Consider the following 12481-nt stretch of genomic DNA (forward strand, 5'->3'; position numbering starts at 1 on the left):
AAATATCTGCGATTTTCAAGGTTCATCTGAGCCTATTTTTTTGACTCAGTTTTTTCATAGATCATTTGACACTATCATAAATATACATAATAATATATAAGTAAGTTAAATAATTATCAACCTTTTTTGGTGAATTTTTAGTAAACTTGAGTTAAATCAAGTTTTTTGCACCTCAGAAGTATTATAATCGCAATCGTCGATTAAAAATATATCTGATACATACAAGGAGGATAAATAATGTACGGATTTGGTGATATGATACAAAAGCTTAAAGCTAACCCAAAAACAATCGTTTTCCCTGAAGGATCTGATCCAAGAATTCTTGAGGCAGCTTCAAGATTACTTGCTGGTAACTTCCTTAAGCCTATTCTTTTAGGAAACCCAGATGAGATCAATAAATCAGCTGAGGATGCCGGCTACAACATCAGAGGCGCTCAGATTATTGATCCTGAGAATTTCGATAAATTTGATGAGATGGTAGATATGTTCTGCGAACTTAGAAAGAGCAAGGGAATGACACCTGAAAAAGCTATTCCTATCCTTAAGCAGACAAACTACTTCGGTACAATGCTCGTAAAGATGGGTCTTGGTGACTGTCTTCTCGGCGGTGCTACATATTCAACAGCTGATACAGTTCGTCCAGCACTTCAGATCATTAAGACAAAGCCAGAGAACACAATCGTTTCTTCATGCTTTATCCTTGTTCGTCCTTCAGCAACAGGCGAAAATGAAGTTATCGCAATGGCTGACTGTGGAATCAATATCAATCCTAACGAGGATGAGCTCGTAGAGATCTGTGGCGAGACAGTTAGCTGTGCACAGAGATTCGGTGTTGATCCTAAGGTTGCATTTCTTTCATTCTCAACAAAGGGATCTGCAAAAGACGACACTGTAACAAAGATGCAGAACGCTACTAAGAAGGCTCAGGAGAGATATCCTGAAATCCCTATCGATGGTGAGCTTCAGTTTGACGCTGCTGTATCTCCACGTGTTGCAAAGCAGAAGGCTCCTGGTTCAAAGGTTGCCGGACATGCAAACACATTCATCTTCCCAGATATCAATGCTGGTAACCTTGGTTATAAGATTGCTCAGCGTATGGGTAACTTTGAAGCATATGGCCCTATCCTTTTAGGTCTTAATGCACCTATCAACGATCTTTCTCGTGGATGCAATGCTCTTGAAGTATACTCAATGTCAATCATCACAGCTTCATTAGCTTGATATATGTATTATTGATGTTATATAACAACAGCCCATCGCAATTATTGCGGTGGGCTGTTTGCTTTCTTTAAGGTCTTTGGTCTTAAGATTTGCCATGGCGCCTTTCATGATCCTTATAGTATTTCATCTTATCGTCATACATGGCTTCATCGGCCTGTTTTACTGCTTTATTGATCTCACTGGAATTCTTACTCCATACTGCTCCTATTGCAGCATTTATCTTCTTATTCCTTAGTTTTTCAATCATCTCATTGAATTTTGCTTTTTCAATTTCCGGTATAATTGAGATAAATTCGTCTCCGCCTATCCTATAACAGAATTTTTTCTTAAAGATGCTTCCAAAAACATTTGCAACCTGTTTTATCAGTTCATCGCCTGCTTCATGTCCTTTTTCGTCGTTTATCTCTTTTAAACCATTTATATCCACATAACAAACTCCAACATTTACAGACAAGCCGCTGAGAAGTACCAGTGTCTGATTAAGAGAGTATCTGTTCCCAAGCCCCGTTAGAGGATCATGGCTTCCAAGGTACATCATTTCATTAGTCAATGCCCTATTTCGTAACTCGTATGAAATAAACACTGCCGCAGATTCGATTACATCGGTGACATTTAAGGGAACGTCATTGGCAAAATTATCAGCGATGAGGTATCCTAAAATGTTTTTCTTGTCCTTTACAGCAGCTATTATGAATCTATGGACATGTCCTGCTAAGAACTTATCATAGAACTCCTCATTACGCTCTTTTAGCTTATGGGTATCGTTTACCACCGTAATATCTTTATTCTTGAGCAGTCCTTGCCAAAGAGAAACAAAATCATTACTTTCAAAGTCTTTTTTTGTAGGGAGCTTTGCTGGCGCTGAGCCACTAACCCATTCATGTATAGCTTTTATCTCTTTATCCTGAGTCTCAACTATAAATACTCTGTCAGCCTCGATCGCAGTACCAAGGATTCTTAAGACTTTCTTTATACCTTTTCCAAATTCAGCAGAAGAGAGCTCTTTTGCGCATTCTATTACCAGATTATTACTGTTTCTCTTAAGAATTTTATCGTCTTCATCTCTTTTAGCTGCAGTAACATCGTGGATGATGAAGGCACAGAATCCCTTTTGATAAACAGGTACTGCCCAGAATTCGAACCATTTATCATAATCACTGTTATACGTTCTAATAATTGAAGACTGACGCAAAATCGCAGCCTGATAGCTGTATTTGATCCAGTCTTCATCCCTGTTCGTCACCGTTTCAAAATATGTACTTCCTATCAGTTCTGCTGATGGTTTTTTAACCAACTGTGCATATTTTTCATTTGCAAACAGGAAAAGCATATCCTTAACTGTTCCAAAAGGATCTGTTAAAACCTTGAAAATGCAGCATGCATCCGGCAAATCCTTGAGCATATATAGAATATCATTTGAGGTGAAATTAGTTGTAGAATAATACTCGATTTTCCCATGACTCTCTAATTCTGACATTGTGCATCCCCCATTTAATGTTAGAAATAATACTTTATAACGTTGATTATACAATATATGCTTAAATTATGCACTATATAATTGCTCATAAAAAGGAAGTATCAAAATGATACTTCCAATTCTTTTCTTATCTCCATGATGCTTTTTCCAGTTCTTCTTGCAATTCCTGCGATATCATCATATTCAAGTTTTTTTCGCTTTACGTCATACCCAGTTGCCTCTTTTACTCGTACCTTGCCATATGGCGTCTCAAGCATATCTATTTTCCTGGATAAAACATATCTGTTGCAAATGTTCTCTCGCACACCAATTGTGGTGGTGTTCTTGAATAATTCCTTTAATATATTCTCTCTATCATCAAGTCTGCACATGCAAGTTAATATGACTCCCGGCCTGTTCTTTTTCATACCAACCGGTATTGTATAAACCTCCACTGCACCTACCTCGAAGAGCCTTTCAGTTGCAAAACCAATCTCTTCAGAAGTCATATCATCGATGTTACATGACAGCTCTACTATTCTATCATTCTCATATTCATCGCTGCTTTCGCCATATATAGCCCTTACAAAATTCCCCTGAGGAAAATCCTTTTTCCCCATACCATAGCCTATTTTTTTAACATTCATAACAGGCTGAGAGGCGAAATCAAAGGCAAAATATCTAGCCAAAGCTGCACCTGTAGGAGTACACAGCTCTGATCTTATACTATCGCTCTCATAGCTTGGAATTCCTTCCAGTAAAAGAGCTGTAGCAGGCGCTGGAACCGGTAATATACCGTGTGCACATTTCACTGTGCCTCCACCAACATTTATTGGTGACACAACGATTCTGTCTGGATCAAGCTCATGCATCAAATAGCAAACCGCAGTAATATCAGCTATAGCATCCAAATTGCCAACTTCATGGAAATGTATCTCCGAAACAGGTACTCCATGAACTTTGCTTTCCGCCTGCGCTAGAAGCTCATAAACTTCCCTGACATCACTCTTTATCTCTTTTGAGACATTTAAACTCTCAATGATATCCTCTATGTCATAGAGTTTATTGTGATGATGGTGCCCTTCATGCTCATGGATGTGCTCATCATCATGGCTATGAGTAAACTCATGAGAATGTGCATGGTCATGTTCATATTCATGTGCATGATGATGCTCTTCTTCAGAATCAGGTTCTTCCTGGCCCTTCACAAGAACTCTCATATGCTTACCGACTACGCCGCATTTCGTAGAGTCTTCAAGCACAAATTCTACATTAGGTATTCCTATCTCATTCAGCTCTTTTTCTTTCTTTTTTACATCGTCAAAAAGTGAGATCAGCGCTGCTGTAAGCATGTCGCCCGCTATACCCATCTTGCACTCAATAAATAATGTGTTCAAAACTACCTCCCTGCATTGTGTAAGTCAATAGTTCGGATAATATTCACATTGTATATTATATAAATGTTATATATCTTCTATAACTATATTTTTTAATGTGACGCCTTTTCCTTCGATTATATGTGCTTTTCTTCCTCCGCACGCAGTGCAAAGATATCTGTTCTCACTAGTAGGATAGTACTCACTTCCACACTCTTCACAAAGAGCTTTCACAGGAACTTCCTCGCATACAAGCTCTGCGCCCTCAAGTATTGTTCCCTTTGCTGCTTCCGGGTAATACTTATACATATAGTAAGGCATTACACCACTTGTTTTTCCAATTTGAACTACGATACTTTTTACACTTTTAGCATTGTTTTCTTTTGCTACATCTATAGCCAGAGCTACCATTCGTGAAATATAGCTCATTTCATGCATGATTTATATCCTCTTTATTTTCATTTAATTACAATTTAATTGATTATATAACAAATTGCTAGATAATTATATATAAAGGAGGAAATTATGGCTCATAATGTTGTTCAAACATGCATGGGATGTGGTCGAACATTTGTCGCTAGAAATAGTGGCACTCCTTTTTGTTGCCGTGCTTGCAAGATCCGCTACTCTTACCACTATTCTTTCAGGTGCAGAGACTGCAGAAACGCATCCTGTACTGTTCGAAACGAGTACCTGCAAGGCTGCGCTCCTGATTGTCCTAACCTTAAATGGGATCCTTAATTATTTCCTGATAGATGATTTATGAATTGCTGTGCGCATCTTCCAGAAACACCGCCGTGATTTAGCTCCCATCTGTCAGCTTCAAGCAAAAGCTCGCTTTCATCCATCTTTATTCCATTTCTCTTGGCAAGTTCTTTCACTATATTGTAATATTCCTGTCTCGAAGGCTTATAATATCCTATATTCACACCAAATCTGTTAGCAAGGGACAGTTTTTCTTCCATTGTGTCAGATCTATGTATATCACCGTCCTGCTCAACATCTCTTCTATCTTTCCATGTTTCTTTTATCAGATGTCTTCGATTGGAAGTAGCATAGATAAGAATATTATCCGGCTTAGTTTCAACGCCGCCTTCTATGACTGCCTTCAAGAACTTGTAATCAGATTCATCCTCTTCAAAAGAAAGGTCATCCATATAGATAATAAACTTATAATTTCTGTTTTTTATCTGAGAGATAAGCTGTGATAAAAGCCTGAACTGATATTTATATATCTCTATCATTCTAAGGCCATCACCATAATACTCATTAACAATTGCCTTAATGCTTGTTGATTTTCCTGTGCCACTATCACCAAATAAGAGCACGTTGTTAGCTTTTTTACCTTCTACAAATGCTTTGGTGTTATCAACAAGCTTCTTTTTCTGGATTTCATAGCCTACAAGATCGCTTAAAACGACCTTATCCATATTATTTATAGGATTAAATTCTATTTTCCCGTTTGTAAGCTCTCTTATCCTGAATGCCTTATTTAGTCCAAATTCACCAACACCGATCTTTTTGTAAAAATCAGTAACTATATCAAAAAAGTCCTGGTCAGAATCTGCATTCTCAAGCCTCGAGGATAGATTCCTTACCTTCTCGCTTACATTAGAATTGTACATAAGCTCAGGCTTCTCAATAGCCTTATAATTCGTTATACAGCTAAAACAGTCAATTCCGAGCTTCTCTTCCATTTCCTTGAAATCATACTCAAACAACTGCTTAAAGGCATGAAAATCCGCGGTCGCAAAATGATTAACACTGCCTTTCTTACTTCCAACCTTCTCACAAGTAAGGCTAAATGGATTCTCATCCATTATAAGTAAATAAGTAAGATAGTTATGCCATAGATTATCATCAAAAGCATTAGCTGTACCAAGTTCAAGTAATCTTTTCACCTGCTTGTAAATTCTTGCTATCAGATCCTCTTTGTCATATTCCGGCTTATGCAAATCTTTTGAAACCTTTGCAAGCTGCATCAATATTGATTCTTCAGGCATATCCCCATAGATCAGTAATTTTGCTACAATTTTCTCCATAATCCCCCAATGTTATATAACATATATTTATTATATCAATTATCCAACAGTTGCTTTTCTAATTCTTCAAAGTTTATATCTGTTCTCTGCTCAAAGTTATTAAAGCTGTTTTTCTTTGGAGAGATTGGCTTAGCCTTGTTGTTATAATACTCGTTCTTAATGCAGTCCTTCATAAATGCAATCGGAACATCAACGGTAGTATTATAGGACTGCATGTAATCATAAGCCTGTTTTATCTTATCGATATCATAATCTGCACATTCTGCAATTTCTTTGATCTCTTTTACTTTGAAATAATCATGCATAAGATCAATAAGATCATCTAAAATATCATCTTTATTTATCTGCTTCTCTTTTTTGATGCTATTTCCAACATCTTTTTTATCAACAAAGAACCTGATCCCAACAGTTTTTCTGCCACTTTTAATAGGTTCGTAGTCAACTATCAGGCTGGTTTTCTTATTTAATTCGTCTTTTGCCTTTGATAATACGTTCCTATTGAATATTTTATACTCTTTATACTTCGTCTGGCCTGTTTTCTCGACTAATTCATCGATTTTTTCATAATCAGGAAAGTCTTTTTCAAGCTCAGCCTTGATCTTATTATCGCCTCCGGAAGTAATTATACCAAGCTCAAGCTTTAGCTCTGTCAGATTATAATCAAAAACCTGCTCTCCATCTATTTTTTCAATAGCTTTTTTGTAGTCAAATGCAGATTTTAACATCTCATATAAGCGCAAAGAATACACACTCTTAAGACTAAGAGTATCTGATAAGCTAAGTACCGTATAATCCTTTTGAAGATTGACTATTTTATCCGTTAGTGAGTTATTATAACGAAGTGTTAGAGTACCATTTTTAAAAGATGCGTCTGTAACTACCTGATGTGCTTCTATCTTACCATTGGCCTTATCTTTCATAAGAAGGTTCCAATCAAAAATTGTAGCACCCTTAACCTGTCTATCACATAACGCTTCAATGTGTTCATACAAAGATCCGGAAGTAGACTTAAACATTTTCCTTAAATCTGTACCATATATAGTAGCAACAACGTTGTTTGTTTCATCTATTTTAATATGCTGCATTCCTATGGCGAACAGTTTCTGGCTTAATGCAGTTCCTTTACCCATAGCGTTGATCAATTCATTAGACTTTTTATAACTCTGTCTAGTTATGAGTTGGTCTCGTTTTTCTTCTTTCATAAATCCCCCAGTTCTTTTATATACAGGTTCCCTTTTCATGCACCTTAGATAAGAAATTATCTTCCTATTTTGTACACCTTTAGAATAAGAAGATATAATAACATTCCCTTTTTGTAAACCTTTTATTTTATTATATTCCTTTTTTGGTCACCTTCAAGTATTAATTGCCTATATTTTGGGGTTTTTATCAGCTAAAAGCACAAAGTTTTGTTAACCTTTACAGTCAATTCTAGTGATTCCCTTTTTGTGCACCTTTCCCATTATCTATTCCCTTTCACTTCACTTTTGACTTTTATGGTTTGACTATATTGGTTAATTTTAGTCCCTTTTTGTTCACTTTTAATACCCATTTTAGTACTTAATAATTTCAAAACTGATTTCTAACATTAAAATCCATTCCCTTTTTAGTCACCTTTCATTTATATTTTGAAATTTATGGCCTGATCTAAGCTCATTTTTATTATATTAAGCATTCATTACTCCAAAACATATTTCGCTTTAGTTATCTATTCGTACCTATTTATGTGATTTTTATCATTCCCTTTTTGTACACTTATACGTTCCCTTTTTGGTCACCTTTACTTTTGTGACTATTTGCAACGCCCTATTTATGCGCGTTCTGGCATCTACAGATTTAGGATCTATTAAATATTATATATTCCCTTTTTAGTCACCTATCTTCCCAAATATTGCACTTTACATCCCTAAACAGGTAACTTGGGGCATATTTTCATAGTTCCCTTTTTAGACACCTTATCTTCCCATTCATTCAACTTTATAATCCCTTTTTATCTACTTTAAATTCCTATTTTAGTCACTCATAATAAAACAAATCGCCTATTTGTGCGGTTTTCATAGTCTATTAATTAATAAAAGAATTGTAGTTTTATATTTTTAAATAAACAACTTTTTAAGGTGTCCCTGATAAATACATAAATTTCAAATTAGTAAGATCTAAATATTCTTTATATATAGAACATATAAATACAAAGTATAAAAACAAAATATAAATTCAACATATAAACACTATAGATATTTGAATTCTATTTATATGTTTTATATTTTTTTATGCCGGGATTGTAAATGAAAATAAATAGAAATTGAAAGAGAAACATAGATTCAGACAAAAATTAGAATGCAATTTTGTATTAGATGACTTTGTTTGGATATTTGTAAGATTGTTGATAACATTTTATCTGTTCTATTAATAATTATAGATAGTTTTAATTATTAAAAATTACAATTGATATACATAATTAATATAAGTATTAATTATATAAAATATCATGGGAAACATATGACTTTTATTCAAGGAACAAATAATGTCAGCTGATATCATAAACTCGGCTATGCTATTTAACATTAAATTATTATCTACATATTTACTAACATTTTGACTGAGATTTATTTTTTGACGGTATAAATATTGACTTCTTTAGTCTATAAATTTTGCAAGTTTGACGATCTATTATAGAGAGAACATATGATATTAAAAGCAGATTTAATAATGTATTATATTATCCTAATTTGCAGTATATTTCATTTGCTATATTATTCATTTTTTTTGAGTGGTAATTCAAATTATGCAAGCAATCTTGCAACATCTGATTATGTTTTGCTCTTAATATTGGCATATCACATTGAAATGCCGATATTTACTGGCTTCCAATAATAGAATTGTAACAAAAGTGTTCCTGCATCTTATTGATTGCAAATTTATAATTTATTTATATTCAATTTATTCTATTTTTATAAAGCCAAATCATAGAATATACTTCTAAAAGCAACTTAAAACTTGATAGAAACAAAAATGATTAAAAACGCTGCGATTCTTGATTAAAAATAATCATTTTTTTACTTTTTATCAGGTTTATCTTCTGGGGAGCCATCTGCTTTTACATTATCATCTCACTATGGAGATCTTCATACTTTTGATAAATACCCAGGCCATTTATCCATGATTAATTTACAAATTTATGGCTTGTTAGAGTTTTTAAATGTTGCTTATATAATTCAAATCATTTATACATATATATCATATTTTATATTTATTATATATTATATACATATTATAAATACAAAATATTTAACATATATTATATTAAAAATACATTAAGTATTAAACATAAATTACATATATAAGCAATCACTTCAATATATATTATAACAGATATACATTCTATATTCAACATAAATAATATATTATACATACGAAAAATATATATAATTTAATATAAATAATATATTCATTATGTATTTAATATATTATTTATTAAAAGCATATATGAAATAAAACAAATAATAATTATAAAAAATATACATAATATTGCAAACATATAACGAAATTAACATGTATAACATATATAAGAAACATAATATATTTATATAATATTAAGGATATAGCAAATATGATATACATATAAAATATACATTATATTGCAAAGATATAATGTATATGTATAATATAATATATATTACAATTATATGATATATAACAAAACTGATTAGTTAAATAAGTTATATAACATATAGCATTTTGGGTAGACCAATTTGGATAGAGAGAAAGTATATGCTGGATCCAGAAATACTAGGCCTAGCATATAGGTAAATATAAAAAGATATATATGTTATATATTACTGAGAATAGGATGCTTTAGTTTGAGTATATTGCTGTTAAATAGTGACTTTAAGCACATTGATGTGAAGAATAAATACATAGAGAGTAATTTGCGTTTTTAATAAATAATCAGCAAAAAATACATAAATGCAAAATATACACACATATATATAACATATATAAAAATCAGATATTACTTTGATTATTTAGAACAATATATAGAAGAAATATATATGATATATATAATAATCTAAGAGATAATTATAAATAAGTATAAAATATAACAAATATAAGATATATAACATGAATAGAACTAGTATTTGAAAAAACATTTTCAAAAATGAAATATAACATATATAACATATATTATTATAATAACATTTATATAATGATAATATATGCTGTGCTGCATAAATAAAATATATAGCGTATATAATATATATAACACATAGATAAACAACGACTAAACATAAAAGACATATAACATATATACATATAATAATAGATATACAATATATGAATAATATGTAACAAATATAAAATATAAGATATGGTAAGTATATTAGTCATATTAAATATTGAAAATAGATAATTTAAAAGTTATAATAGCAAAGGAATATAAAAGAGATAAAAGTTATATAACAGATATATGTTATAGGAGGGTATATGCGAATTATTGCATTTAGTAACCAAAAGGGTGGAGTTGCAAAAACTACTTCCAGTTACGCAATGGCAGTAGGCCTTGCAAAGAGAGGATATCAGGTTTTAGTTGTAGATGCTGATCCTCAGGAAAATCTTTCAATGACAGCAGGAATCGATCTTAATGAAGTAGATCCTGATCCAGAGGACATTGAAGCATTAACTCCGGAGCAGAGAAGCTACTTTGAAGAGAATGTACCTGCAAAATTGTTTGAGGTAATGGCTGGCGATAAGGATATAAATAAAGCAATTATTCCTATTGCTGAGAATTTAGATCTCATAGTTGGTGGTATTGATCTTGCGTCTGCAGATATGACATTTTCTATGTTGGGACGTGAAAAGCTTATAAAAGAAGCATTTAAAAAGATCAAAAAAGAGTATGATTTCTGCATATTTGACTGTAGCCCTGCTTTAGGCGTTGTTTTAATGAATATACTTACAGTTGCAGATGAAGTAATTATTCCATTGGAGCCTGGTGCATTTTCATTACAGGGACTTTCAAGATTATACAAATTTATTGGCCAGATCCACGATTTTACCAATGATAAGCTTAAGGTGGATGGAATATTAGTAACTAAGGTTAGAAACACTGCAAACGCCAAAATATGGATAAATGATATAGAAGAGAAAGCTGATCTTCTTGGAACAACAGTTTATAAGTCAAAAATAAGGCTTAATGTCTCAGTTGAAGAGGCACAGACCATGAAAATGGATCTGTTTGAATATGCGGGCGGTTCAAGCGCAGCAAGAGATTATGATGACTTTATTGATGAATTCTTAGGGGAGGATTAATTATGGCAAGCAAGGCTGATATGCTTAAAAAAAGCGTCAGGAAGACAGGAACAGGTCTTTTTGCAGGAATGCAATCAATTAAGGAAGAAGAAGTAAAAGAGGAAAAAACGAAGGCTGTTGAAAAGGCAGAGAAGCCTATTGAAGAGCCTATTATAGAAGTTAAGGAAGAAAAAAAGATAGAGCAGGTTGTTAATCAGCCTGTTCAGAAGCCTGCACAAGCAGTTAATCAAACTCAGGCACCAGTAAATGAGTATGTGGCACCACAGGTTCAGCCAGTATATCAGCAGCCGATTCCACAGCCTGTACAGCCGGTAGTTCAGCAGGTTGTACCTATGCAGCCAGAGCCACAGATACAGCAGGTTCAGCCTCAATCAGTATATATACAGCAGCCCGTTCAGACAGCTCAGCCTGTACAGCCAGTACAAGATGCTGAGCAGCCTGTTCGAAAGGCAGCAAAGGCTGAAAAGAATAGCAGATATGAAAAAGATAAGTTTCTTTTGCTTGATATACGAGGATTAAGGGATTATGTAGAGCACATGGCAAAGGCAGCCAACATGTCAGCTACGAAATACATCAGAAATCTTATAGAAATAGATATGCAACAGAATATGGATATTTATGAAGCTCATAAGGCATTGGAAGAAAGATTAAAAGAAAGAAGATAAAAAATAAAGGTGATTACGAAATCGTAATCACCTTTATATATTTATCAATTATTTCTTCTTGCCGTTTACAGCATCCTTAAGAGCCTTACCAGCTTTGAATTTAGGAACTGTAGCTGCAGGAATCTTGATAGCTGCTCCAGTCTGAGGATTCTTACCTGTTCTAGCTGCTCTCTTAGCAGTCTCGAATGTACCAAATCCAACAAGCTGTACTTTGCCTTTTTTCTTAAGCTCCTTAGAAACAGCTTCTGTGAAAGCCTTTACAGCCTTCTCTGAATCCTTCTTAGAAAGACCAGTTTCCTTTGCGATAGCATCAACAAGTTCTGTCTTATTCATGGTTTAATACCTCCCTCAAATTGAGTATTTTCACTACTAGAAAAAATTTTACACCCATTTTATGCACTTCACAAGTAT

General features: G+C 33.3%; 9 protein-coding genes. 3 read left to right on the forward strand and 6 right to left on the reverse strand.

Going from position 1 to position 12481, the window contains the following annotated elements; all coding sequences use genetic code 11:
* Positions 1-237: 237 nt before the first annotated feature.
* Positions 238-1221: a phosphate acetyltransferase gene (pta, locus tag E7303_RS06995; RefSeq protein WP_292144485.1), complete on the forward strand. Its 984-nt coding sequence runs from the start codon at positions 238-240 to the stop codon at positions 1219-1221.
* Positions 1222-1303: 82 nt separating this feature from the next.
* On the opposite strand, the gene E7303_RS07000 is transcribed toward pta, so the two are convergent.
* The 5 genes from E7303_RS07000 to E7303_RS07020 all read right to left on the reverse strand — a co-directional run bounded on the left by E7303_RS07000 (position 1304) and on the right by E7303_RS07020 (position 7297).
* On the reverse strand, positions 1304-2698 hold the full coding sequence (locus tag E7303_RS07000) for a sensor domain-containing diguanylate cyclase (protein ID WP_292144487.1): 1395 nt from the start codon (positions 2696-2698) through the stop codon (positions 1304-1306).
* Between the two features lie 101 nt (positions 2699-2799).
* Positions 2800-4074 carry a nickel pincer cofactor biosynthesis protein LarC gene (gene larC / locus E7303_RS07005; RefSeq protein WP_292144488.1) on the reverse strand — a complete coding sequence of 425 codons (1275 nt, stop codon included), beginning with the start codon at positions 4072-4074 and terminating at the stop codon, positions 2800-2802.
* A 66-nt stretch (positions 4075-4140) separates the two neighbouring features.
* Positions 4141-4491 carry a hydrogenase maturation nickel metallochaperone HypA gene (gene hypA, locus E7303_RS07010; protein ID WP_292144489.1) on the reverse strand — a complete coding sequence of 117 codons (351 nt, stop codon included), beginning with the start codon at positions 4489-4491 and terminating at the stop codon, positions 4141-4143.
* Between the two features lie 299 nt (positions 4492-4790).
* A complete protein-coding gene (locus E7303_RS07015; RefSeq protein WP_292144490.1) occupies positions 4791-6095 on the reverse strand; it encodes an ATP-binding protein in 1305 nt (434 codons plus the stop codon).
* 35 nt (positions 6096-6130) lie between these two features.
* Positions 6131-7297: a replication initiation protein gene (locus tag E7303_RS07020; protein ID WP_292144491.1), complete on the reverse strand. Its 1167-nt coding sequence runs from the start codon at positions 7295-7297 to the stop codon at positions 6131-6133.
* Positions 7298-10580: 3283 nt separating this feature from the next.
* Here E7303_RS07020 and E7303_RS07025 point away from each other — a divergent pair.
* Both E7303_RS07025 and E7303_RS07030 read left to right on the forward strand, forming a co-directional pair.
* Entirely contained in the window at positions 10581-11405 is an 825-nt protein-coding gene (locus E7303_RS07025; protein WP_022773376.1) for a ParA family protein, read from the forward strand.
* A gap of 2 nt (positions 11406-11407) precedes the next feature.
* Positions 11408-12070 carry a hypothetical protein gene (locus tag E7303_RS07030; RefSeq protein ID WP_292144492.1) on the forward strand — a complete coding sequence of 221 codons (663 nt, stop codon included), beginning with the start codon at positions 11408-11410 and terminating at the stop codon, positions 12068-12070.
* Between the two features lie 48 nt (positions 12071-12118).
* Here the strand turns inward: E7303_RS07030 and E7303_RS07035 are convergent, their stop codons facing one another.
* Positions 12119-12403: an HU family DNA-binding protein gene (locus tag E7303_RS07035; protein WP_013282588.1), complete on the reverse strand. Its 285-nt coding sequence runs from the start codon at positions 12401-12403 to the stop codon at positions 12119-12121.
* Between the last annotated feature and the right edge of the window lie 78 nt (positions 12404-12481).

Origin of the sequence: Butyrivibrio sp., assembly GCF_015056685.1 — a bacterium.
Lineage (GTDB): Bacteria > Bacillota > Clostridia > Lachnospirales > Lachnospiraceae > Butyrivibrio.

Excerpts from the sequence above, each read along its gene's own strand:
- pta (WP_292144485.1), top strand. The coding sequence starts at position 238 with ATGTACGGATTTGGTGATATGATACAAAAGCTTAAAGCTAACCCAAAA.
- E7303_RS07000 (WP_292144487.1), bottom strand. The coding sequence starts at position 2,698 with ATGTCAGAATTAGAGAGTCATGGGAAAATCGAGTATTATTCTACAACT.
- hypA (WP_292144489.1), bottom strand. The coding sequence starts at position 4,491 with ATGCATGAAATGAGCTATATTTCACGAATGGTAGCTCTGGCTATAGAT.
- E7303_RS07015 (WP_292144490.1), bottom strand. The coding sequence starts at position 6,095 with ATGGAGAAAATTGTAGCAAAATTACTGATCTATGGGGATATGCCTGAA.
- E7303_RS07020 (WP_292144491.1), bottom strand. The coding sequence starts at position 7,297 with ATGAAAGAAGAAAAACGAGACCAACTCATAACTAGACAGAGTTATAAA.
- E7303_RS07025 (WP_022773376.1), top strand. The coding sequence starts at position 10,581 with ATGCGAATTATTGCATTTAGTAACCAAAAGGGTGGAGTTGCAAAAACT.
- E7303_RS07030 (WP_292144492.1), top strand. The coding sequence starts at position 11,408 with ATGGCAAGCAAGGCTGATATGCTTAAAAAAAGCGTCAGGAAGACAGGA.
- E7303_RS07035 (WP_013282588.1), bottom strand. The coding sequence starts at position 12,403 with ATGAATAAGACAGAACTTGTTGATGCTATCGCAAAGGAAACTGGTCTT.